General features: G+C 52.2%; 20 protein-coding genes. 11 read left to right on the plus strand and 9 right to left on the minus strand.

Features of this window, described 5'->3' with window-relative positions:
- Positions 1 to 21: 21 nt before the first annotated feature.
- Positions 22 to 2,652 carry a leucine--tRNA ligase gene (gene leuS / locus ACMYUL_RS04675; RefSeq protein WP_415772345.1) on the plus strand — a complete coding sequence of 877 codons (2,631 nt, stop codon included), beginning with the start codon at positions 22 to 24 and terminating at the stop codon, positions 2,650 to 2,652.
- 246 nt (positions 2,653 to 2,898) lie between these two features.
- Positions 2,899 to 3,387: a hypothetical protein gene (locus ACMYUL_RS04680; RefSeq protein ID WP_070515167.1), complete on the plus strand. Its 489-nt coding sequence runs from the start codon at positions 2,899 to 2,901 to the stop codon at positions 3,385 to 3,387.
- 689 nt (positions 3,388 to 4,076) lie between these two features.
- On the opposite strand, the gene ACMYUL_RS04685 is transcribed toward ACMYUL_RS04680, so the two are convergent.
- From ACMYUL_RS04685 to ACMYUL_RS04715, 7 genes are all read right to left on the minus strand, one after another.
- Positions 4,077 to 4,973 (minus strand): IS3 family transposase, encoded by an 897-nt coding sequence (locus ACMYUL_RS04685; RefSeq protein ID WP_415772348.1) that lies wholly within the window; start codon positions 4,971 to 4,973, stop codon positions 4,077 to 4,079.
- Positions 4,877 to 5,227 carry a helix-turn-helix domain-containing protein gene (locus tag ACMYUL_RS04690; protein ID WP_234396225.1) on the minus strand — a complete coding sequence of 117 codons (351 nt, stop codon included), beginning with the start codon at positions 5,225 to 5,227 and terminating at the stop codon, positions 4,877 to 4,879. Before ACMYUL_RS04690 ends, ACMYUL_RS04685 begins: the two co-directional genes overlap by 97 nt.
- A gap of 363 nt (positions 5,228 to 5,590) precedes the next feature.
- A complete protein-coding gene (gene argJ, locus ACMYUL_RS04695; protein ID WP_070515169.1) occupies positions 5,591 to 6,811 on the minus strand; it encodes a bifunctional glutamate N-acetyltransferase/amino-acid acetyltransferase ArgJ in 1,221 nt (406 codons plus the stop codon).
- Between the two features lie 83 nt (positions 6,812 to 6,894).
- Positions 6,895 to 7,596, minus strand: coding sequence for an LrgB family protein (locus ACMYUL_RS04700; RefSeq protein WP_415772881.1), 702 nt, complete (start codon positions 7,594 to 7,596; stop codon positions 6,895 to 6,897).
- Positions 7,596 to 7,940, minus strand: a complete 345-nt coding sequence (locus ACMYUL_RS04705) for a CidA/LrgA family protein (protein WP_415772352.1) — start codon at positions 7,938 to 7,940, stop codon at positions 7,596 to 7,598. The genes ACMYUL_RS04700 and ACMYUL_RS04705 overlap by 1 nt, the downstream gene beginning before the upstream one ends.
- A 385-nt stretch (positions 7,941 to 8,325) precedes the next feature.
- A complete protein-coding gene (locus tag ACMYUL_RS04710; protein WP_342032122.1) occupies positions 8,326 to 8,544 on the minus strand; it encodes a hypothetical protein in 219 nt (72 codons plus the stop codon).
- 18 nt (positions 8,545 to 8,562) lie between these two features.
- Positions 8,563 to 9,195: a C40 family peptidase gene (locus tag ACMYUL_RS04715; protein WP_415772355.1), complete on the minus strand. Its 633-nt coding sequence runs from the start codon at positions 9,193 to 9,195 to the stop codon at positions 8,563 to 8,565.
- A gap of 170 nt (positions 9,196 to 9,365) precedes the next feature.
- On the opposite strand from ACMYUL_RS04715, the gene ACMYUL_RS04720 reads away from it, so the two are divergent.
- Positions 9,366 to 11,009: an ABC1 kinase family protein gene (locus tag ACMYUL_RS04720; protein WP_415772357.1), complete on the plus strand. Its 1,644-nt coding sequence runs from the start codon at positions 9,366 to 9,368 to the stop codon at positions 11,007 to 11,009.
- Positions 11,010 to 11,088: 79 nt separating this feature from the next.
- Here ACMYUL_RS04720 and trpC read toward each other — a convergent pair whose 3' ends face one another.
- The gene (trpC, locus tag ACMYUL_RS04725; protein ID WP_415772359.1) at positions 11,089 to 11,871 is read right to left on the minus strand and encodes an indole-3-glycerol phosphate synthase TrpC; all 783 of its coding nucleotides are present in this window, start codon (positions 11,869 to 11,871) and stop codon (positions 11,089 to 11,091) included.
- A 317-nt stretch (positions 11,872 to 12,188) separates the two neighbouring features.
- Here trpC and ACMYUL_RS04730 point away from each other — a divergent pair, with 317 nt between their 5' ends.
- Positions 12,189 to 12,776, plus strand: coding sequence for a YdcF family protein (locus ACMYUL_RS04730; RefSeq protein ID WP_070515175.1), 588 nt, complete (start codon positions 12,189 to 12,191; stop codon positions 12,774 to 12,776).
- A gap of 281 nt (positions 12,777 to 13,057) precedes the next feature.
- Positions 13,058 to 14,098 (plus strand): sulfate ABC transporter substrate-binding protein, encoded by a 1,041-nt coding sequence (locus tag ACMYUL_RS04735; RefSeq protein WP_415772883.1) that lies wholly within the window; start codon positions 13,058 to 13,060, stop codon positions 14,096 to 14,098.
- Between the two features lie 193 nt (positions 14,099 to 14,291).
- Here the strand turns inward: ACMYUL_RS04735 and pilC are convergent, their stop codons facing one another.
- Positions 14,292 to 17,537 (minus strand): PilC family type IV pilus tip adhesin, encoded by a 3,246-nt coding sequence (pilC, locus tag ACMYUL_RS04740; RefSeq protein WP_415772361.1) that lies wholly within the window; start codon positions 17,535 to 17,537, stop codon positions 14,292 to 14,294.
- 387 nt (positions 17,538 to 17,924) lie between these two features.
- Here pilC and carA point away from each other — a divergent pair, with 387 nt between their 5' ends.
- The 6 genes from carA (at position 17,925) to ACMYUL_RS04770 (ending at position 24,805) form a co-directional block, all read left to right on the plus strand.
- Entirely contained in the window at positions 17,925 to 19,055 is a 1,131-nt protein-coding gene (gene carA / locus ACMYUL_RS04745) for a glutamine-hydrolyzing carbamoyl-phosphate synthase small subunit (protein WP_070656162.1), read from the plus strand.
- A 136-nt stretch (positions 19,056 to 19,191) separates the two neighbouring features.
- Positions 19,192 to 19,449: a SemiSWEET family transporter gene (locus ACMYUL_RS04750; protein ID WP_049225703.1), complete on the plus strand. Its 258-nt coding sequence runs from the start codon at positions 19,192 to 19,194 to the stop codon at positions 19,447 to 19,449.
- A gap of 78 nt (positions 19,450 to 19,527) precedes the next feature.
- Positions 19,528 to 19,785: a SemiSWEET family transporter gene (locus ACMYUL_RS04755; protein WP_049225703.1), complete on the plus strand. Its 258-nt coding sequence runs from the start codon at positions 19,528 to 19,530 to the stop codon at positions 19,783 to 19,785.
- Positions 19,786 to 20,062: 277 nt separating this feature from the next.
- A complete protein-coding gene (locus ACMYUL_RS04760) occupies positions 20,063 to 20,815 on the plus strand; it encodes an LEM-3-like GIY-YIG domain-containing protein (RefSeq protein WP_049344526.1) in 753 nt (250 codons plus the stop codon).
- Positions 20,816 to 20,840: 25 nt separating this feature from the next.
- Entirely contained in the window at positions 20,841 to 24,056 is a 3,216-nt protein-coding gene (gene carB, locus ACMYUL_RS04765; RefSeq protein ID WP_415772364.1) for a carbamoyl-phosphate synthase large subunit, read from the plus strand.
- A gap of 80 nt (positions 24,057 to 24,136) precedes the next feature.
- Positions 24,137 to 24,805: a LemA family protein gene (locus ACMYUL_RS04770; RefSeq protein WP_415772366.1), complete on the plus strand. Its 669-nt coding sequence runs from the start codon at positions 24,137 to 24,139 to the stop codon at positions 24,803 to 24,805.
- The last annotated feature ends 18 nt before the right edge of the window (positions 24,806 to 24,823 follow it).

Consider the following 24,823-nt stretch of genomic DNA (forward strand, 5'->3'; position numbering starts at 1 on the left):
CAAGCGAAAAACAGAATGACCATGCAAGAACATTACCAGCCCGCCGCCATCGAGCCTGCGGCGCAGAAAAAATGGGATGACGCCCGTATTTTCAACGTCTCCGAAGACGCTTCCAAACCCAAATACTACTGCCTCTCCATGTTTCCCTACCCCAGCGGCAAGCTGCACATGGGGCATGTGCGCAACTACACCATCGGCGACGTATTGAGCCGCTTCAAACTCTTAAACGGCTTCAATGTCATGCAGCCTATGGGTTGGGACGCGTTCGGCATGCCGGCGGAAAACGCGGCGATGAAAAACAACGTCGCCCCCGCCGCCTGGACCTACGACAACATCGAATACATGAAAACCCAGCTCAAAAGCCTGGGTTTTGCGATTGACTGGGAACGCGAAGTCGCCACCTGCAAACCCGAATACTACCGCTGGGAACAATGGCTGTTTACCAAGCTGTTTGAAAAAGGCATTGTCTATCGCAAAAACGGCACGGTGAACTGGGACCCGGTCGACCAAACCGTCCTTGCCAACGAGCAAGTCATCGACGGACGCGGCTGGCGTTCGGGCGCGTTGATCGAAAAACGCGAAATCCCGATGTATTACTTCAAAATCACCGATTACGCCGAAGAGCTGCTCAATGATTTGGACAAGCTGGAACACTGGCCGGAACAAGTCAAAACCATGCAGCGCAACTGGATCGGCAAATCACGCGGCATGACCGTGCGCTTCGCCGTTTCAGACGACAGCAAACAAGGTTTGGAAGGCGATTACGCGAAATTCCTGCAAGTTTATACCACCCGCCCCGACACGCTGATGGGTGCGACTTATGTTGCCGTTGCCGCCGAGCATCCGCTGGCAACCGCCGCAGCCGCCGACAAACCCGAATTGCAGGCATTTATCGCCGAGTGCAAAGCCGGCTCGGTTGCCGAAGCCGATATGGCGACGATGGAGAAAAAAGGCGTGCCGACCGGCCGCTACGTCGTCAACCCGCTCAACGGCGACAAGCTGGAAGTGTGGATTGCCAACTATGTATTGTGGGGCTACGGCGACGGCGCAGTGATGGCGGTTCCGGCGCACGACGAACGCGATTTCGAGTTCGCCACCAAATACAATCTGCCTAAAAAACAAGTCATTGCCGTCGGCGACAACGCATTCGACGCAAACCAATGGCAAGAATGGTACGGCGACAAAGAAAACGGCGTATTGGTCAACAGCGGCGACTTGGACGGCATGAATTTTCAGACGGCATTCGACGCCATCGCCGCCAAGCTGCAAAGCCAAGACGCAGGCGAACCGAAAACCCAATACCGCCTGCGCGACTGGGGTATTTCGCGCCAACGCTACTGGGGCTGCCCGATTCCCATCGTCCATTGCGAAAAATGCGGCGACGTACCCGTCCCCGCCGACCAACTGCCCGTCATCCTGCCTGAAAACGTCGTACCCGACGGCATGGGTTCGCCACTGGCAAAAATGCCCGGGTTTTACGAAACCACCTGTCCATGTTGCGGCGGCGCGGCGAAACGCGAAACCGACACCATGGACACCTTCATGGAATCGAGCTGGTATTTCTTCCGCTATATGTCGCCCAAGTTCGCAGAAGGCATGGTATCGACTGAAGCCGCGAAATACTGGGGCGCGGTCGACCAATACATCGGCGGTATCGAACACGCGATTCTGCACCTCTTGTACGCGCGCTTCTTCACCAAACTGATGCGCGACGAAGGCTTGGTCAGCGTGGACGAACCGTTTGAACGCCTGCTCACGCAAGGCATGGTCGTCTGCGAAACCTACTACCGCGAAAACGCCAACGGCAGCAAAGACTGGATCAACCCCGCCGATGTCGAATTGACTTTCGACGACAAAGGCCGCCCCGTTTCCGCCGTCCTCAAAGCCGACGGACTGCCCGTCGTCATCAGCGGCACGGAAAAAATGTCCAAGTCCAAAAACAACGGCGTCGATCCGCAAGAGCTGATTAACGCCTACGGCGCGGACACCGCCCGTCTGTTCATGATGTTCGCCGCACCGCCCGAACAGTCCCTCGAATGGAGCGACAGCGGCGTCGAAGGCGCACACCGCTTCCTGCGCCGCCTGTGGCGCACCGTTTACGAATACCTGAAACAAGGCGAAGCAGTCAAAGCGTTTGCAGGCAACCAAGACGATTTGTCTAAAGAACTCAAAGACCTGCGCCACAAACTGCACGCCACCACCGCAAAAGTCAGCGACGACTACGGCCGCCGCCAGCAGTTCAACACCGCCATCGCCGCCGTGATGGAATTGCTCAACCAATACGACAAAACCGACACCGGCAGCGAACAAGGCCGCGCCGTCGCTCAAGAAGTATTGGAAACCGCCGTACGCCTGTTGTGGCCCATCGTGCCGCACATCTGCGAAACCCTGTGGAGCGAATTGAACGGCGCGAAACTGTGGGAAGCAGGCTGGCCGACAGTCGATGAAGCCGCCTTGGTCAAATCCGAAATCGAAGTGATGGTTCAAGTCAACGGCAAACTGCGCGGCAAAATCACCGTCGCCGCCGACGCCTCCAAAGCCGACCTCGAAGCCGCCGCACTCGCCACCGAAGGCGCGGTGAAATTCATGGAAGGCAAACCCGCCAAGAAAATCATCGTCGTACCTGGCAGACTGGTGAACATCGTGGTGTAAAGCCCGATTCGGCATTGATTGCTGTAATTAAGAAAGGTCGTCTGAAAACTTGGAAACAGGGTTTTCAGACGACCTTTTTGCACAGTATGTTTTCGCAGACAAAGCCCGCATCACGAATTAATTAAGAGAACTCTTTAAAAGACAGCGGAAAAATGTGGTCCGATATATTAGAATAGCCCTCTTTTCCAGACCGACTGGAAACACGGGTTAAAAAATCCTAACAAAGCTGATAATAAAGGAAAAAACATGAAGAAATTTACACTCGTTGCCTTATTAAGTGCCACCCTGCTTGCAGGCTGCTACAGCCTGCCCAAACCGACGATCATAACGATGGAGCAAATCCGCAACCTCGACTACGGACGTTATCCGAGCGACTACGAACAAATCGTCAAACGCCATCTCGCGCGCACCCTCATCGACCCCAATTCCTTGATGCTGGATGGTATTTCCAAGCCGCGCAAATTTGTACGTCTCGAGCGGACCTCCCTTCCGGTAAAAACCGACACACCCATCCGTGACATCCGCGGTTACATTGTATGCGCCCGTATCAATGCCAAAAACAGATACGGCGGCTATACCGGCTGGCAAGAACGTGCCTACATCATCTATAACGGGCAACTGTATGAAGATGTGCTCGGTGCCCAGTGTTTCAACCAAGACGAACTTATGGTATCCGTCGAAGCAGGGGCTTACATCAAAGTAACAGAAAATGGTAACGAAATCCAAGTATACTAATAAGCCATACCCTTTACTTACCATCTTACCAAACCACGAGCGGGCTATTTATATCCAGCCCGCTCTCATTACAAACACGCATTTCCTAAAGTGGAAATTTATCCCTCGAACAACAGCCAAGACATCAAAAAATATTCAACAAACCGTAGCGTGGGCTTTGCCCACGAACAGGGTTTGACGACACGCCGGTGTAAAAATAACCGCTTTATTTATAGTGGATTAAATTTAAATCAGGACAAGGCGACGAAGCCGCAGACAGTACAGATAGTACGGCAAGGCGAGGCAACGCCGTACTGGTTTAAAGTTAATCCACTATACATCACAAAGGTCGCCTGAAAACCTTGTTTTTACGGGCGGTAGTGAAACATAGAGCCTGCTCTAAAGGGTGTTTTTCGCTATCTTCATCCGCGGGCAAAGCCCACGCTACGCTGTAAGTCTGAGATCAAATATTTGCAAAACGGTTGCCGATATTCAAAATGGATTCCCGCCTGCGCGGGAATGACGGCATGGGGGAATTTTTGTTTAATTGATGGGCTGTTTTCGCAGAAAAGTCCGCATTACAGGTTGAAAAACAAACAGCCGTAGCGTGGGCTTTGCCCACGGATTGTTTTTGGAAAAGCAAAGGTCGTCTGAAAGCCTGCGTACAGGTTGAACTGGCCCCCAAATCTTGGACACTCATAAAAGCCTTTTCAGGCGCTCTGTGTAAGCTGGGTTCTGTATGCGACAGGACTCAGCTTTTTCAATTTCAAACTGCAACGCTCCCGGTTGTAGTAATCCATATAGTCATCTATCTGCTTCATCAATTCGTCCACCGTCAATTCACCTGCGTTATAGAAACACTCCGTCTTCAACACCGCAAAGAAGCTTTCCATCGGCGCATTGTCCCAGCAGTTCGCCTTTCGCGACATGCTTTGAACCATGGAATGTTGGGCAAGCAATTCCCTATATCCCGCCGTACGGTACAGCACGCCTTGGTCGGAATGCAGCATCGTTCCTTCGCCGGTCAGCCGGGGCGCGGCTTTTTCAAGCATTTCCTTCACCATTTCGCTGTTAGCATTGCGGCTCATGGCGTAGGCGACGATCTCGCGGTTGAACAAGTCCAAGATTGGCGAGAGGTACAGTTTGCCGTCCTTTCCTTTGAGTTCGGTCACGTCGGTCAGCCATTTTTCGTTGGGCTTTCGGGCTTTGAACCGGCGTTTGAGGAGGTGTTCCGATATTTCGCCCATGGCGGGATGGCGGTAGGCTTTTTTCGCCCGTATTTTGGCTTTCAGCCCCATCTGCGTCATCAACCGCGCCGCTTTTTTGCGGTTCCAATCCAATGCTGCGGCAATGCGCCTTTGCCCGTAGCGTCCTTTATGCCGTTTGTAGGTTTCGACAAGGAGGGCTTTGTCGGCTTCATCGGGGTCGGGCCGGTCTTGATGGTGGTAGTAAAAGCTGCTTTTGGGCAGGTTCGCGATGTGCAGCAGGTATTTGAGCGGGTGTTGCGCCCTCAGTGTTTGGACGGTTTGGCTTTGTCCTTTTCGGTCTGCTTTTGGCTGAGGGCTTTTAACTCCTTTAGGTAGGCAACCTCTGCGCGCATATAGCACAACTCTTCGATAAGCTCCGCCTGTGTTTTTTCGTGGTCGGGTTTGTCGGCGATGAAGGGGTTTTTGCGGTGTTCGGTCATGGTTTTGGATTGTGGATGTTCGAGTGCGCCGATGCCGCCTTCTTGATAGGCGCGTATCCATCGTCTCAGGTGGGTTCGGGAAATGCCGTAGTGGTCTGCGGTACGCTGTTGGCTGCGTATATGCAGGTAGTGGAGTACGGCTTGGTATTTGAAGTGTAATGTATATTTGCTCATAAAAAAACTGCACCTTGTGAGTTGGAGGGGGGATGTCCAACTTTTGGGGTGCAGTTCAGGTTTCAGACGACCTTTTATATTTTCGCGGGCATAGCCCACGCTACCAGTTGAACACTGTTGGAAATATCGCTCTTTTCGATCGTGTTTCCCTTGATGTGGCGCAGTAAGCCGTAACCTGAATCTCTACTAACCGCGTGCGTGGCTACGCCACTCACCCTACCTGCGGGCGGCACAAACTTTAAAACCGAGGTGTAGGGTGTGTGCGGTACGCACGCACGCGGTTTTTGCTATTCTCAAACCATTGTTTCAAACTTTCAGACGACCTCAGACGTCGTCTGAAAACCCAAAACTTACAATCTGTCCTTACGAGCGGTAGTCTGCGTTGATGGAGACGTAGTCGTGCGACAGGTCGCAGGTATAGACCGTGGCGGCGGCTTGTCCGCGGTGGAGTTTGATGCGGACGGTGATTTCGTCTTTCGCCATCACTGCCTGCCCTTGTTCTTCGGTGTAGCTTGCGGCGCGGCCGCCGTTTTCGGCAACCAATACGTCGTCCAGATACATTTCGAGGGCGTCGGCATCCAAATCGGCGATGCCGGCGTAACCGATGGCGGCGAGCAGTCTGCCGAGGTTGGGGTCGGAGGCGAAGAAGGCGGTTTTAACGAGGGGCGAGTGGGCGACGGCGTAGGCGACTTGGCGGGCTTCGTCGCGGGTTTTGGCGTTTTCGACGCGGACGGTGATGAATTTTGTTGCACCTTCGCCGTCGCGAACGACGGCTTGGGCAAGTTCGAGGGCGAGGCTGCCGAGCAGGTCTTTGAGCTGTTTGTAGCGCGGGTCGGCGATGTTGTCGATTTCGCTTTGGCTGTTTTTGCCGGTGGCGATGATGACGAAGCTGTCGTTGGTGCTGGTGTCGCCGTCAACGGTGATGGTGTTGAAGGTTTCGTCGGCGATTTCTTGGGTCATCAGCTGGAGGATGGGTTGTGAAACTTTGGCATCGGTGGCGATGAAGGAGAGCATGGTCGCCATGTTGGGATGAATCATGCCGGAGCCTTTGGCGATGCCGGTGGCGCGGACGGTGTGTTTTTCGCCGACGCTGCCTTCGCGCGAGGCGGATTTGGGTATGGTGTCGGTGGTCATGATGGCGCGTGCGGCGTCTGCCCAGTCGGCGGGCTGCATTTTGGGCAGGGCGGCGGTGATTTTGCCGACAGGCAGAGGCTCGAGAATGACGCCTGTGGAGAAGGGAAGGACTTGGGAGGGTTTGCAGCCGGTTTGTTCGGCGGTGGCGGCGCAGGTTTCGATGGCGTCGATTCTGCCTTGTGCGCCTGTGCCGGCGTTGGCGTTGCCGGTGTTGATGATGATGGCGCGCACGCCGTCTTCGTCGAAGAGGTGTGATTTGGCGATGTGGACGGGGGCGGCGCAGAAGCGGTTGGTGGTAAACACGGCGCCGACGGTGTTGCCGCCAGAAAGTACCATCAGGGTAAGGTCGGCGCGGTCGGCTTGTTTGATGCCTGCGCAGGCGGTGAAGAGTTGGATGCCGTCGATGTTCAGCAGTTGGTCTGCGGTTTTTTCTGTAAGGTTGACTGCCATTTTGCTGCTCCTTTGTTTGGGGTTGTTGTTGATTTGGTTTTCAGACGGCCTTTTTGGTTCATCGAGAGTCGTCTGAAAAGTGTTCAGAATCCTAATACGGGGATGATAATCGGGGCGATGGCGGCGGTCAGTACGCCGTTGAGGGTCAGCCCCAGCCCTGCGTATGCTGCCATGCGCCGGCTGCGTTCGAGCGAGGCGGCGATGCCCATGGCGTGTGAGGCGGTGCCGAGCGACATGCCGACCGACGAGGGCATGCCGACGGTGTTTTTAAGCACGGTATAACCGGCTATCTGCCCGACCAGTCCGGCGACGATGACAGTGGCGGCGGTAATGGCGGGGATGCCGCCTATGGTGCGGGTGATTTCGATGGCTATGGGGTTGGTCACGGATTTGGCGGCGAGCGAGAGGACGACTTCACGTTCCGCGCCCAGCCATTTGGCAAAATACATGCCTGTGATGATGCCGGTAACGCTGCCGGCGAGCTGCGAGACGATGACGGGCAGCCACTGGCTGAAGATTTTTTGACGGTTTTGATAGAGCGGGACGGCGAGCGCGACGACGGCGGGCTTGAGCCAGAAGTCGATAAACTGCGCGGCATCGTGGTACACGGCGTAATCGATGTCGAGGATTTTGAGGTAGGCAATCAGGGTAACGGTGCTGATTAAAACGGGGTTGAGCAGCAGGTAGCCCGTCCGCGCGCGAAGGAGGAGTGCCAACGCGTACACCGCCAGCGTCAGGAAAAGCAGGACACTGGGCTGCTGCCACAGGGAAAGGATGCCGTCCATCAGATTTTCTCCCGTATCCATTGGTGCACCTTGCCCGTTACCAACAGGACGCACACGGTACTGGCGGCGGCGGAAACGAGTATCGACAGCCAACTGTCGGCAATCAAATCCAAATAGCTGATGACGGCGACGCAAGGCGGCACGAGGAAAAGCGTCAGGTTTGCCATCAGCGCGTCGGTAAGCTGCTGCAACCACTCGGCTTTCACCCACCCCGACTGAAGCATGGCAAACAGAATACCCATACCGATGATGCTGCCGGGCAGTTTGATGCCCGTAAGATAAGCGGCGGTTTCGCCGAGCGCGAGGCAGCCGAGCAGGACGAGCAAGGCGCGGATGGTGTGCATGGGTCGGGTTTCCTCTATGGTTTGCCGCTTTGCAGACGGGCGGTTTATGAATCTTTGTTAATATAATGGATTAACTTTAAACCAGTACGGCGTTGTCTCGCCTTGCCGTACTATCTGTACTGTCTGCGGCTTCGTCGCCTTGTCCTGATTTAAATTTAATCCACTATAATTAAATCATAACGCCCTTGGGGTCGTCTGAAAAGTATGGTTCAGCCCAAATGCAACATCGATTTGCTGTTTTTCGTATTTATCCGAATCAATCCATGTTGAAACCAAACGATAAGGTCGTCTGAAAGCATCTTGCCGGCTTTCAGACGACCTTGTTTTGTCGCTATTCATAAAAACGGCAAGGAATCAAACCTTGCCGTCGGATAGGATTTTCCGCCTAAGATTTCCGATATGGGTTTTCCACACCTTCAATCAAGGCTTGCAGGTATTCGCGCAACTGTTTTTCACTGCAGCCCATCAGAAGCGCGTCTTCAAATGCGTCTTGTGCTGCTTGATAAAGCTCGGTCATGTTTTCCGTCATGACTTTCACTTTTTCAGTGCAGGATACGATTTGCCCGTCGTCGTCATACCATTTGGGCATTTCAGGCATACTCACGTTGGTGCTTTCCTAGACTTAATTGAGGAAACGGGACGGATCGTTTTTCTTCACGCGGCGGGCGAAGGCGTATTTGGCATTCCAGTATTTGTTGCTGAGGCTGGTAACTTCGATACGTTTGCCGGTACGCGGCGCGTGGATGAAACGGTTGTTGCCGATGTAGAGGCCGACGTGGGAGATTCTGCCGCGACCCATCGTGCGGAAGAACACCATGTCGCCCGGCTGCAATTCGCTACGCGATACGCCGACACCCATTTTTGCCTGTGCGGCGGAAGTGCGCGGGAGGTTTACGCCCATCGAGCGTTTGAAGATGTGCTGCATGAAACCGCTGCAGTCGAAACCTGTGGACGCGGATGTGCCGCCGTAGCGGTAGGCTACACCCAAAAGACCCATCGCGCTGCTGATAAGTTCGTCTGCATTGTCTGATGACTGTACAGAGCTTACGGGTTGGCGGGGAGCGATCGCGGCAGTGATTGCGCGTCCGGGTTGGAGGAGTGCCGGGGAAGCAGGTTGTCTTGCATCTTCAAATTGGTTTAAAACCTGCTGTCTGCTTCTGACGAACGAATCGAGATCGTCGGCGTTTGCAAAATGAATGCCGGACAGCATATAGACCGAAGCCAATAGTGCCGCCAGCCTGGATAAGGCTTTCATGTTTGACTGATTCCATTTTCAGACGACCTGTCTGCCGCCTGCTATTATGTTATTCTGTATCTGGGATATTCAGGCGATTGTATATAAAAAACAGGATGTTTGGCAAAAAAGCGTCTGTTATATTGCGTTAAAGCGTTGTTTATAAAAAATTTTGCGAAGATACCCAACCAATGATGATACCTACTCTGCTCGCTATGCGCGACTTTTCCAGAATGCGCGAAATTATTACCGTACTGACGAAATACGGCTTGGGCGGCTTTGTGCAGCGCATCCGTTTGGGCGCGGCGGGCGGGGACGAAGTGCATCCCGACAGCCGTTATATGAGTACGCCGCGACGCTTTCGCAAAGCGTTTGAAGAGCTGGGTCCGACCTTCGTCAAGCTCGGGCAGGTATTGTCCACGCGGGTCGATATTTTCGGGGCGGAGTGGATTGAAGAGTTTGAACAACTGCAAAGCAACGTCGCGCCGATACCGTCGTCTGAAATCTATACTTTGGTCGAAGCCTATCTGGGCAAACCCGTTTCCGAAGTGTTCCGCAGCATAGACCCGAAACCCGCAGGCAGCGCATCGGTGGCACAGGTGCACCGCGCCGAACTTTTAGACGAAACCGCCGTCGCCGTCAAAGTCAAACGCCCCGACATCGAGCCGGTCATTCAGGCGGATTTGCGGATTTTGAACCACCTTGCCAGACTGATGGAATCCGAAATCCCCGAAGTGCGCCGTTACCAGCCCGTATTGATGGTCGCCTATTTTGCCAAGAGTCTGGCGAAAGAAACCGACTTATCGGTGGAGCTGCGCTATATGCAACGGTTCGGTCAGACCTTTTCAGACGACCCCTTGGTCCGCATCCCCGCCGTCTATCCCGACATTTCCAATCGGCACATCCTCGTACAAGACTACATCGGCGGCACGCTGCTGAAAGACGCCGACCTTGAAACCATGCCCCATACCTTGCGCAGCGGGCTTGCCGGACGGATTACCGACACCCTCTTCACCATGATGCTGCGGCAAGGCTTTTTCCATGCCGACCCCCATCCAGGCAACATCTTCATCAACGACAACGGCGGCATCACCTTCATCGACTTCGGGCTGGTCGGACACCTCGGCAACACCCGCCGCCGCGAAATCCTCAACCTTATCAACGCCCTGACCAACAACGACGCGCTGCTCATCCAATACGTCCTCAGCGACTGGGCGCAGGGTGATTTGCCCGACGAAAACCTGCTCGGCGCAGACGTCTTGGAAATGCTGCTTAACTACGAACATACCGCCGTCCGCGACCTGCGCGTCAGCCAAGTCATTAACGACATCACCTCCATCATGCGCCGCCACGGGCTGACCCTGCCCGGCGACCTCGTGATGCTCTTCAAGACCCTCATCACCCTCGAAGGCGTCGTCAAACGGCTCGACGGCAGTATCGAACTGCTCGAACGCGCCAAACCCATCACCGAAGCCGCCGTCAAAGAACAAGCCTCCGCCGCCCACATTGCCCGAAACGCCAAAACGCAACTACGCACCCTGTTGCAAATGGCGGAGTCGTTGCCGCAAGACTTCTTCAGGCTGACCAGAATGCTGCAAAAAGGCAAGCTCGGCGTTACCCTAGACCTCAAGCACTCAGACCGTATCAGCCATCAAATCGACAGCGCCGCCAACCGCCTGACCATGGGCATCGTCACCGCCGCCCTGATTATCGGTTCGTCCATCGTCATGAGTATAGACACCGGCCCCAAGTTTATCGGCTTCGTCGGCTACCTGATCGCCTTCGCCAACAGTTTGTGGATTATCTGGTCGGTGTGGCGGTCGGGGAAACACTAAATAAACTGCCTGCTTCCGAAACAGACCGCCTCAAAAGCAGGCAAGGTATTGTGTGCCTTACACGCCTTACGGCACGGTATTAAAACAACTTACGCACTTCGGCTTCGATATCCGCCGCACGCATAAAGGTTTCGCCGATTAAGAACGTATGCACGCCGTGACCGCGCATAAAGTCCACATCGTCTTTGTTTCGGATACCGCTTTCCGTGACGACCGTTTTGCCCGACAAATCGGGCAGCAGGTCTAAAGTTTGCTGGAGCGTGACTTCAAAAGTCCGCAGATTGCGGTTATTCACTCCCCAAAGCGGCGTGGTCATACTGCGGCATTTTTCCAATTCGGATTGGTCGTGCAATTCCAGCAGCACGGTCATACCCAAATCGTGGGCAACGGCTTCAAAATGCGCCAACTGCGCAGCATCCAAAGCCGCCGCAATCAATAAAACCGCATCTGCGCCCCATGTGCGCGCCTGATAAATCTGATAGTCGTCGATAATGAAATCCTTGCGCAACACCGGCAGGCTGACCGCCGAACGCGCCTGTTTCAAATATTCGGGCGAACCTTGGAAATACACTTCGTCGGTCAACACAGACAAACAGGCCGCCCCTGCGCTTTCATAAGCGCGCGCAATATCCGCAGGATGAAAATCAGGCCGTATCAGCCCTTTGCTGGGACTGGCTTTTTTGATTTCCGCGATAATGGCAGGCAAGTTTTGGGCGTGTTTGTTGCGGATGGAAGCAAAAAAGTCACGCACAGGTTCGGCATCGCGCAACTGTGCTTTGACTTCCGCAAGCGGTGCTGCCGCTTTTTGCGCGGCAACTTCTTGGGCCTTGGTGGCAAGGATTTTATTGAGGATATCGGTCATAAATGGCTTTCGGTCAATACATGGCGGAACCACGCAAAACAGCAGGCAACCCGATGCCGCCGCTTTTTGCGTCCTTCCATACCGTAAAGGGAAAAACGGTTTATCTTAACATTTACGAGGTCGTCTGAAAAACAGAAGATGGTTTCAGACGACCTCCCCGCGATGACAACACAACATACCCACCCCGCCCGCAACCGAAATCTACCGCCCATCCCGTCTTGCCGGTCAGACAATCCGCATATGCTATGATGTTTCACTGCCGCGCCATCCAACCGATATCCCGCCGCACACACCCGATACACCCAAAGGAATCATTTATGAAAAGATGGATAATATGGGGCCTCCTCCCGCTTCTCCTCATCTGGGCGACCAGCGTGGCTTGGCTGCATTACCAAGCCGTCCAAGCAGAAAAAGCATCCCAAAACATCAAACCTGCCGACATCGCCGTCATTTTAGGCAATTCCGTCAACAGGCGCGGCAAGCCCAATCCCTGCCTGCGTTCCCGAGTGGAAGCAGGCGTCGCCCTCTACCGCCAAAACAAAGTCAGCGGGTTGCTGATGAGCGGCGGCACGGACGGCGACGGCAGCAACGAAGCGGCAGCCATGCAATCTATGGCGATAGACATGGGCATCCCGCCCGAACACATCCGCATCGAAAACAAATCGGAAAGCACCTTTGAAAACATCGCCTTGAGCGCCCCGCTGTTGCAAGACGTATCCAACGTCATCATCGTCAGCGACGCCTTCCATCTCGCACGCGCCGAGTGGCTTGTCAACCGTCATTTAAAAGGCAAAAACGTCCAGTTTTACGCTTCCGATTCCTGCGGCGACTCCACGCCCAATTACCTGCGCAAGCTCTCCCGCGAAATACCCGCGTGGATTAAAGCCATGATTATGCACCGCTGAATCCTGTCCGTCCGAAGCAGACGGCTTTCGGTTTGGCAAGCAGCGTTCACAGCTAGACATTGTCTGCATGGTTCATCATTGACAAAAGGTCGTCTGAAAACCGAAATCCGTTTTCAGACGACCTTTCCGTTATTCATCCCTTCAAACGCCATAACTGCAAACACCAAGCCACATATCGCCGCAAACGCATTTCCGTTATATCCAAAGAAGCAAACAATATTTCCCGCGCGATTCCCACCTTGTTATATTCCCCGCTCAAGTATTTGTCTGATAAGGAAAATATGATGGGACTCAAATCATGGCTGGGCATTATCTTCATCGGCGCGACGGTGTGGCTCGCCTCATGCGGGCAGTCCGGCGGCACGTCGACAGGCAAACCCGAACGCGTCGTCATGTTGAATGTATCGTACGACCCGACACGCGAGTTCTACCGCGAATACAACCCGTTTTTCCAACACTACTGGCAAAAAACACACGGACAGGAAGCAGATATCCGCCTCTCCAACGGCGGTTCGGGCAAGCAATCATTGACCGTGCAAAACGGCTTGAAAGCCGATGTCGTGACGCTTGCGCTGGCATCCGACATCGACGCGCTCCATCACAGCAAAGCAGGCAGACAACTCTTGTCGGCAGATTGGCAAAAAGCCCTGCCGCACAACAGCACGCCCTACACTTCGACCATCGTGTTCCTGGTACGCAAAGGCAACCCCAAGCAGATTCATGACTGGGACGACTTGGTCAAAGGCGACGTACAAATCATCACGGCAAACCCGAAAACCTCAGGCGGCGCACGCTGGAATTTCCTATCGGCTTGGGCATACGCACAAGAAAAAGGCGGGGATGCGGCGGCAGAACAGTTTGTCTCCGAACTCTACCGCCGCGTGCCGGTCATGGACGCAGGCGCGCGCGGTTCGACCATAACCTTTACACGGCGCGGATTAGGCGATGTTTTGCTGGTATGGGAAAACGAAGCGCACCTCGCCTTGCAGGAAAATCCGAACCAATTTGAAATCATCACGCCGTCAATATCCATGCTGTGCGAACCGCCCGTCGCCGTGGTCAGCGCAGTAGCAAAAGAAAAAGGCACCGAACAAATCGCCAAAACCTATTTGGAAATGCTGTATAGCAAAGAAGCGCAACGAATGGCGGCACGCCATTTCTACCGCCCCACCGACGAAGCCGTACGCGCCGAATTTAAAACACGCTTCCCCGATTTGAAACTGGTCAGCATCGACGAAACCTTCGGCGGTTGGCGCAAAGCACAAGCACGATTTTTCAACGACGGCGGCGTATTCGATAAGATTTACCGACCGCAAAGCTGATTGCATTCAGATATAGTGGATTAACTTTAAACCATTACGGCGTTACCTCGCCTTGCCGTACTATCTGTACTGTCTGCGGCTTCGTCGCCTTGTACTGGTTTAAAGTTAATCCACTATAAAACAAAGGTCGTCTGAAAACCTGTTTCCAAGTTTTCAGACGACCTCTTGGTCTTCATACGCTTACACGAGCCAATCAGAAAAACAGCTCGCGCCAGCTGATACGTTGCAGACCACAGATACGGCCTTTTACTTCCAGCGATTGCGCATTATTCAGCAACAAACTGCGCTGGTCACCCTCTTTGCCTGAGAAGCATTTGTTGTTGGGCGTACCAGAACCCAACCCAAGCTCTTTATCCGTACCGGTTTCACCGCTGTCACCATCGGCAGTAACAGGATCGTCTGTACGCTTGTTCGGATCGATAAAGGTGAAGCTGACAATACCTTCTTGAGTCAAACCGTTGGCGTATTGCGTACCGAAACCACTCAATTCACGCTTAAATATATCAGGCGTAAAACGTGCGCTACGGCTATTGAGTGCACCGCCATTATCGGCATTGATGCCGAGGAAGGTTGTGCTGGTTACGGTTGACTTATTGTTGCTGACAGGCATACACAAGTCTTTTTCCGCTTCCTCCTTGCCGATAGTCTTACCGCCATCGGAAGCGTACTTGCGTATTGTAACGATGGCAGTACGCAGAATCATGGTCGGCTTAATGCTGACACGCTCGCCGGAACGCAGATTGATGAACCAGCCCTTATGTTTCTCTTCAATTTTTTCGTTGCTCAGATACAAAGCTTTACTGGTTTGCGGCTGATTGTTTCCATCGTTATATGACTGCTCTACCTCAGTAATAGTTTGTTCGCGCAGATTTTGCTCAGCAATATCTTTATTTGCCTTGTCTTCGAACAAATCTTTCGGCGTTTTATCCAATTTTTGGACAATACCGTAAATCGATTGTGTCTCAGTATTGCTCAAATCACTTTGGTAGATTTCACTACCCGTACCGAAAATCACGACGTATTCCTTAGCTCCTTTTCGTGATACGGCAGGAGCCGAGGTAATCGGCTTGCTTGACGAACCGGAGAAGATTTTAACCGCAGTCCAATCTTTCGGAGCGGCCCCGCGCAGGTCGAAGCGGTACATATTACCCCCTCGGTCGCCTGCAAAGGCAAAATCGACAACTCCGTCAAAATCGGTATCAAGCAGTGTCGGTGTAGACAGGCCGCCTACACCCCCCTTCACGACAATTTTCGCCAGTTGATCACCGGGTTTACCTGCAGCCTGACCGCGTTTCTCGCCTGTACCGACTTCTTTACCAAGCATTTCGTAAACATATAACGCCGTTTCGTTGGCTGTCGCATCTTTTTCTTCGGCTGCGTAGCCGCTGGCAAGGAAGCCCGCATAACGGATGTTTTCATCCAGTTTGGCACTACCATCGGTTTCACGTTTGATGGAAACACGACTGATTTGTGGCGTACCGATGGTAAAGCCCAAAGTATTGTCTTTACCTTTGGCCGTTTCAAACAAAGGAACTTTATCGCTCCAAGCAGCCGCATCCAGACCGGTATTGGTGGTTTGATCTTCTTTACCGCCTATATTGAGAGCGTATGCACCACGTCCGCCTTGTCCCATTGCGCCAAACATAAAGACACGTTGCTGAAACTTACTGCCTTGTTCTGCAACAGGGGTCTGACGCAAGGTAAAGCCACCATTCACGCCGTATTTATGGTTTTCAATGGATTTTCCGTAATCCGCATGCGCAATGTCTTTCAATACTTTGGCAAGCGTAATCGGGTTGCCTGACGCATCGTTTTCACGCTCCATCGCTGAAGGAAGATAGCTGACTTTCAAATCATAAGGATAGTCTCCTGCCGTGCTTTGGAAAATATGCACCATGCCATCGTTGGCTGCGGCAACCAAATATTTGCGGCGACCATGCTCAAGATTGCCGACTGCAGCAACAGAACCATCCAAAATATCGCCCAAATCACGCTCTCCGGGTTTACGGTCACGGTAAGGCTTGTATGCACTGTCATCATTGCCGACCCTGCCCGTCCAATTGAGCAGTTTTTTCCATTCGTCTTTGTCACTATTCTCAATGCCGAAATAGGCATTGTTGACTTTATCGGTAGGGATGGCGTCGATAGAGTAAGTATTAGAACCTGTGTTAATCAATGTTTTACGATTACCAAAGGAAGGCTGGGTAACCGTACCTTCCCGTCTACCATCACTATTATTCAATTTATTAAATAAAATCTGACTGCTCCAAGAGCCGGTATTCAGCTTGATGGTTGCCGCCAAATCGGGAATACCGCTGCTGGAAGTTGCCGGAGCGGTACCGCCATCCAAAGTAATCGGTTCACTTTGGCTATCATTTTTAATCGTATCTGTAATAGTTTTGAATGCCTCAAGTAAGGTTTCTGATTTATTAGCAATGTAATACCACTCTTTTTTACTGGCGCCTCGCTTCAGATAATCTTCACCTGCCAGGGTAATATCGCCACCAAAACCTACAGTAAATGTTTGAACAGTTTGCTTTTTGTAGTCCCCAAAATCATTTGGATCGCCATCCCAGCTCTTACCCGCTTTATCCTTACCACCGACTTTAAAGTCTTTTTCTGCTAGTTTTTTACTGAAAAAGGCCAAACCGTTACCGCGATCCCAAAACTGATCGTAGGAAGGCTCTGCCCTCATACAACGTAAAAGCCTATCCTGCCCTTTTCGTTCGCCGAAATATTCGTATGCTTTCTGGTAATCTTCACTATCATAAGCATTATGAACTCTCCAATTGTAATCTTTAGCAGCATAATAAAAACGACGGGCATCATAATCAAAAATCGTCCTATCTGGCCAATATGGAGAATTACCACAATAAGAGCTATAGTTAGCATCGCCATCCGACATCATGACGACATACGATTTTTGACAACGGTACTCAACCTTAGGCATAACAATCGTACTGACAATTTCAAAATAGCGGCGTGTTGCTGGGGTTGCATAGCCAGTACTCATCTTGTTGACACGCGTTTTCATTGCCTCTGGGTCAGAACTGAAAAAATCAGCATCTGATCGACCATTGTTATGAAGCGTCTGCAACCCCCAGTTAAACTGATCCTTATATTGATCAAGAATATCATTTAGCGCATTTTTCGTTACTTCTAACCTATTTAAAGGTTCCCCCCTTTTCCCCCTGGCTCCAGGTACAATAGAACCCATACTCGCCGAATCATCAATAAAAAACATAATGTTATGTTTGACTTTCGGCTGCTCTGTAATTTGGCTTTCGTTTTGCAAATAAAGCGGGGTTTTGGCAAATTGCGCTTGCGCTTGCGATGCGGCCCCCATCAGGGCGAGCGCGGAGGCGATGCTGTAAATCATCGGACGGATGGAGCCAGGGCAACGTGAAGATTTGTTTTTCATAATGCGTTCTTTTTTCATAAAATCGTCGGTTGACGGATGATGACGTTGTTTTTATTTTCTCGGAATGAGATTCTAACATTTACGATGTCATTTATGTGGGGTTCGGGCTGTTTTTTTTATCTGACGCGGCGAACAATGGCGAAAATGAAACAGGCGGCGCGATTGTAAAGGCAAAATCCGTTGCCAAGTCATAGCTTGAACGATGCGGCTTTTTGACGTAGAATGCATTGCTTCTACGGCATAGGCAGCTATGCCTGAAAAAGCACGTTACGCAGCAAAATCAAGGCTGCGGGGCGTGTTTTTTTTTAGCCGATATTTTCTCAGGCGGTCTTTTTTGTAAACAATTTTCAGACGACCCCTGCCCGTTTCTGCAAACCGACCATCATCAGGCAACAGGATTCCATCATGACCACTCCGGCTCTTCTCGTTCTCGCTGACGGCAGCGTATTTCACGGCACATCAATCGGTTACGAAGGTTCGACTTCCGGCGAAGTCGTGTTCAACACTTCCATGACCGGCTATCAGGAAATCCTGACCGACCCTTCCTACTGCAAACAAATCGTTACCCTTACCTATCCACACATCGGCAACACCGGTACCAACGCCGAAGATGAAGAAAGCCGCTGCGTTTACGTCGCCGGTTTGATTATCCGCGACTTGCCGCTCTTGCACAGCAACTTCCGCGCATCCGAAAGCCTGCACGACTATTTGGTACGCAACAAAACCGTCGCCATCGCCGATATCGATACCCGCCGCCTGACCACCCTGTTGCGTGAAAAAGGCGCGCAAGGCGGTGCAATCTTGACCGGTGCGGACGCTACGGTTGAAAAAGCACAAGAACTGATTGCCGCATTCGGCAGCATGGTCGGCAAAGACTTGGCAAAAGAAGTTTCCTGCACAGAAACTTACGAATGGACCGAAGGCGAATGGGAATTGGGCAAAGGTTTCGTTACACCTTCCGAACAGCCTTACCACGTCGTCGCCTACGATTTCGGTGTCAAAACCAACATCCTGCGCATGCTCGCCTCACGCGGCTGCCGCCTGACCGTCGTTCCCGCACAAACCAGCGCGGAAGACGTCTTGGCACTCAATCCTGACGGCGTATTCCTATCCAACGGCCCCGGCGACCCCGAGCCTTGCGGCTACGCCATCAAAGCCGTACAAAAACTGATGGAAAGCGGCAAACCGATTTTCGGCATTTGCTTAGGACACCAACTGATCAGCCTCGCCATCGGCGCCAAAACCCTGAAAATGCGCTTCAGCCATCACGGTGCCAACCACCCTGTACAAGATTTAGACAGCGGCAAAGTCGTCATCACCAGCCAAAACCACGGTTTCGCCGTCGATGCCGACACTCTGCCCACCAACGCACGCATTACCCACAAATCCTTGTTCGACAACACCTTGCAAGGCATCGAACTGACAGACAAACCTGTATTCTGCTTCCAAGGCCACCCCGAAGCCAGCCCGGGCCCGCAAGACGTCGGCTATCTATTCGACAAATTCATTGACAATATCAAAGCAGCAAAACAATAAAGCTGATTTTTTCAGACGGCCACACTCAACTCGACAACAGGCCGTCTGAAAACCAAACTTCAAAAATATAAATTCAGCCCCCTCTCAACATCTGTACAGCCTGAAAACCCAATCGTCTAATCAGAAAGGAAAACCAATGACTGAAAAACAAATGCACATTCTTTCCGTCACCGCCACCCTGGCCGGCGTCGGTATGTACGTTTCTTATATCCCGCAAATCCAAAACAACCTTGCCGGCAACCCCGGCTCGCCGTTGCAACCCCTCGTCGCCGCCATCAACTGCACATTATGGTTTGCCTACGGCTTTTTGAAAGAAAAACGCGACTACCCCATCATACTGGCAAACGCCCCAGGCATTATTTTGGGTTTGATTACATTTATCACTAGTTTTTAAGGAAGTTTTCAGACGGCCTGTGCAAATCAACATCTGTACAGCCTGAAAACCCAATCGTCTAATCAGAAAGGAAAACCAATGACTGAAAAACAAATGCACATTCTTTCCGTCACCGCCACCCTGGCCGGCGTCGGTATGTACGTTTCTTATATCCCGCAAATCCAAAACAACCTTGCCGGCAACCCCGGCTCGCCGTTGCAACCCCTCGTCGCCGCCATCAACTGCACATTATGGTTTGCCTACGGCTTTTTGAAAGAAAAACGCGACTACCCCATCATACTGGCAAACGCCCCAGGCATTATTTTGGGTTTGATTACATTTATCACTAGTTTTTAAGGAAGTTTTCAGACGGCCTGTGCAAAATAAAAACGCAAACGGTCGTCTGAAAAAAGTGGCCAAAATATCAATAGCAGGAATTTTTCAGGTAGTTTTTTATCGCAAGGCAGATGGAACAAACCCCGCGAGCGTTTTTTCAGACGGCCTTTAATATGTACCGCAAGGCACGCACGCGATGGGTTAAAGTGCAGGGAAAATGGAGAACGCGTGCGTATCGCACGCACCCTGCATACAAGCTAATAGCTTGCTATCTAAATACATTTGAGGAAAAAAGAATATGGACAAGTTTTCATCTGAAGTTTGCAAAGCCCTTGCATATTACGTTTACCGCTTAATTGACCCAAGAAATGGTGAAACTTTTTATGTAGGCAAAGGCAAAGACAACCGGGTTTTTGAACATTTGAAACAATGTTTGAAAATAGCGGAAGATGGCGAAGATGAACTGAATTTAAAATATAGTAGGATTCGCGCTATCCAAAAAGCCAAATTGGAAGTTATCCATGTCATTCATCGACATGGCATGAATGAGAAAACCGCTTTTGAAGTAGAAGCTGCTTTAATAGATGCCTATCCGGGGCTATCAAATGAACAAAGCGGACATGGCAATAGTGAATTTGGTTCGATGCATGTATCTGAAATACAAGATAAATACGATGCACCTGTTGCACAATTTGACAGCGATCATAATCTATTGATTATTAATATTAATCGTTCTTTAGATAAAGAAAAATCGGCTTATGATGCTGTTCGCCTAGCCTGGCGGCTTGATGTTGAGCGGGCAAAACGTGCGCATTACATCTTGGCGGTTGAAAAAGGCTTAATTGTGGATGTTTTACAAGCGCATGAATGGCTGCCAGCTACTAAGGAAAATTTTCCTGAGCTTAATGAAACCATAGTAGGACGTTTTGGTTTTCACGGCGAATCACTTTCTAAAAATGATGAAGTCCGCCAAAAATACCAACGTAAAAGGCTGCCTGAAGAATATCGTAAACGGGGTGCCAGCAATCCCGTTAAATATAGTTTTAAATAACCTGAAATCTCTAAGGTAAAACACCATGCCCAAACGTACCGACCTAAAATCCATCCTTATCATCGGCGCCGGCCCTATCGTTATCGGTCAAGCCTGCGAATTTGACTATTCGGGCGCACAGGCCTGCAAGGCTTTGCGTGAAGAAGGCTATAAAGTCATTCTGGTGAATTCCAACCCCGCCACGATTATGACCGACCCTGAAATGGCGGATGTTACCTACATCGAGCCGATTATGTGGCAGACGGTGGAGAAGATTATCGCCAAAGAGCGGCCCGACGCGATTCTGCCCACGATGGGCGGCCAGACTGCGCTGAACTGTGCGCTGGATTTGGCGCGCAACGGCGTGTTGGCGAAATACAATGTCGAGTTAATCGGCGCAACGGAAGACGCGATCGACAAGGCGGAAGACCGCGGCCGCTTTAAGGAGGCGATGGAGAAAATCGGCCTCTCCTGCCCGAAATCCTTTGTCTGCCACACGATGAACGAAGCCTTGGCGGCGCAGGAACAGGTCGGCTTCCCGACGCTGATTCGTCCTTCTTTCACCATGGGCGGTTCGGGCGGCGGTATTGCCTACAATAAAGACGAATTTTTGGCAATTTGCGAACGCGGTTTTGATGCGTCGCCTACGCATGAATTGCTGATTGAGCAGTCCGTTCTCGGCTGGAAAGAGTACGAAATGGAAGTTGTACGCGATAAAAACGACAACTGCATCATTATCTGCTCGATTGAAAACTTTGACCCGATGGGCGTGCATACCGGCGACTCTATTACTGTTGCGCCTGCACAAACATTGACTGACAAAGAATACCAAATCATGCGTAATGCTTCGTTGGCAGTATTGCGCGAAATTGGTGTGGACACGGGCGGCTCGAACGTGCAGTTTGCGGTGAACCCTGAAAACGGCGAGATGATTGTGATCGAGATGAACCCGCGCGTGAGCCGTTCGTCCGCGCTGGCTTCCAAAGCGACGGGCTTCCCGATTGCGAAGGTGGCGGCGAAGCTGGCGGTCGGCTTTACGCTGGACGAGTTGCGCAACGACATCACCGGCGGCCGCACGCCTGCGTCGTTTGAGCCTTCCATCGACTATGTGGTAACCAAAATCCCGCGTTTTGCGTTTGAAAAATTCCCCGCTGCAGACGACCGCCTGACCACGCAGATGAAATCTGTGGGCGAAGTGATGGCGATGGGCCGCACGATTCAGGAAAGCTTCCAAAAAGCCCTGCGCGGCTTGGAAACAGGCTTGTGCGGCTTCAATCCGAGAAGCTCCGACAAAGCGGAAATCCGCCGCGAACTGGCGAACCCCGGCCCCGAACGTATGCTGTTTGTGGCAGACGCATTCCGCGCGGGCTTTACGCTGGAAGAAATCCATGAAATCTGCGCCATCGACCCTTGGTTCTTGGCGCAAATCGAAGACTTGGTGAAAGAAGAACGGCAGGTAAGTGCAGGCTGCCTGCAAGATTTGGATTTCGCCGCCCTACGTCGTCTGAAACGCAAAGGCTTCTCCGACAAACGCATCGCGCAGCTTTTAGGCGTAAAAGAAAAAGAAGTGCGCGAACACCGCTACGCGCTGAACCTGCATCCCGTCTATAAACGCGTCGATACCTGCGCCGCCGAGTTCGCCACCGAAACCGCCTACCTCTATTCCACTTACGAAGAAGAATGCGAAGCGCGTCCTTCCGACCGTAAAAAAGTGATGATTCTCGGCGGCGGCCCGAACCGCATCGGTCAAGGCATCGAGTTTGACTACTGCTGCGTCCACGCCGCGCTCGCCCTGCGCGAATCGGGCTTTGAAACGATTATGGTGAACTGCAACCCCGAAACCGTGTCCACCGACTTCGACACCAGCGACCGCCTGTATTTCGAGCCGCTGACGCTGGAAGACGTGTTGGAAATCGTCCGCACCGAAAACCCGTGGGGCGTGATTGTGCATTACGGCGGTCAAACCCCGCTCAAACTCGCCAACGCATTGGTTGAAAACGGCGTGAACATCATCGGCACGTCCGCCGACAGCATCGACGCCGCCGAAGACCGCGAACGCTTCCAAAAAGTGTTGAACGACTTAGGTCTGCGCCAGCCGCCCAACCGCATCGCCCACAACGAAGAAGAAGCGCTCGTCAAAGCCGAAGAAATCGGCTATCCGCTGGTCGTGCGCCCGTCTTACGTCCTCGGCGGCCGCGCCATGCAGGTCGTCCACTCCGCCGAAGAGCTGCAAAAATACATGCGCGAAGCCGTGCAGGTATCCGAAGACAGCCCCGTGTTGCTCGATTTCTTCCTAAACAACGCGATTGAAGTCGATGTGGACTGCGTTTCAGACGGCAAAGACGTCGTTATCGGCGGCATCATGCAGCACGTCGAACAGGCAGGCATCCATTCCGGCGACTCCGGCTGCTCGCTGCCGCCCTACTCGCTCAGCGAAGAAATCCAAGACGAAATCCGCCGCCAAACCAAAGCCATGGCCTACGCGCTGGGCGTGGTCGGTCTGATGAACGTACAGTTTGCCGTGCAGGACGGCGTGGTGTTCGTATTGGAAGTGAACCCGCGCGCCAGCCGTACCGTCCCCTTCGTCTCCAAAGCCACTGGCGTGCCGCTCGCCAAAGTCGGCGCGCGCTGCATGGCAGGCATTTCCCTGCAAGAGCAAGGTGTGGAAAAAGAAGTCGTCCCCGATTTCTATGCCGTTAAAGAAGCCGTGTTCCCCTTCATCAAATTCCCCGGCGTGGACACCATCCTCGGCCCGGAAATGCGCTCCACCGGCGAAGTGATGGGCGTGGGCGCAAGCTTCGGCGAAGCCTACTACAAAGCCCAACTCGGTGCAGGCGAACGCCTGAACCCGACCGGCAAAATCTTCCTCGCCGTGCGCGACGAAGACAAACCGCTCATCGTCAAAACCGCGCAAAACTTCCAAGCACTCGGCTACGGCGTCTGCGCCACACGCGGCACCGCCGAATACCTGAAAGAGCACGGCATCATCGTACAAGCGGTAAACAAAGTGCAGGAAGGTCGCCCGCACATCGTGGACGCGATTAAAAACGGCGAAATCGCGTTGGTGGTCAACACTGTCAGCAGCTCGACACAATCCATCGCCGACAGCCACAGCATCCGCCGCACCTCCCTCACCCAACGCGTGCCGCAATACACCACCATCGCCGGCGGCGAGGCCATGAGCGAAGGCGCAAAAAGCCGCGACCACCTGGGCGTGTACAGCGTGCAGGAGTTGCATGGACGGTTGAAGGCGCTGAAGTAATGAAAATACAGGCTGCCTGAAAATAAAAAACAATTTCAGGCAGCCTGCAATTTGACAATACACAGCAAAAGGAAAATAAAATGTTTTGGTTATTAGTGATTTTGATAGTTATCGTTTTGTGGCTGGTGAAGGTATACAACAAGTTACAAAGCAGTATGCAGAATATCCGTGAAGGATTTTCCAATCTGCAGGCGGGATTAAAAAAACGTCAACAACTGAGCGGGCAAATTATTGAAATTGCTTCAGGTTATTTAGAACACGAACAGGTCACTCAACTGCGTGTGGCTCAGTCGCAGAACACCCAACAACTGGCTGCGATGGCACAAAATTTCCCCCAACTGAGAGCAGATGCTACCTATCAAAAACTGATGGGGCAGCTCGAAACATTGGAAAATGACATTTTGGCGCGCCGAGAAAATTATAATAACCGCGTGAAGCAATTCAACAGCTACCGTAATTCATTTCCTGCGGTGTTAGTAGCGCAAAAACTGTCGTTTGGCACAGTGGATTACTTTGACAGCGATGATGAAAAATTTGATGCACAAGTACAAAATTTTGCGCGCGATGATAGCGCTGTACTGCAAGAAATTATCGGAAGCAGCGCAAAAGCAGTAAAAAATATTTCCAGTCAGGCTGTTCAGGTGGTACAGGGCAACAAAAAACAACTGGGAAATCAGACTAACGATGTAACGCCACCCGCCAACAGCGCAGACAATACCGCTGATACACCGTCCGAAAAACCAGAATAAGCCTAGCCTGAGTACCAG

The organism is Neisseria sp. CP9, assembly GCF_047758525.1.
Lineage (GTDB): Bacteria > Pseudomonadota > Gammaproteobacteria > Burkholderiales > Neisseriaceae > Neisseria.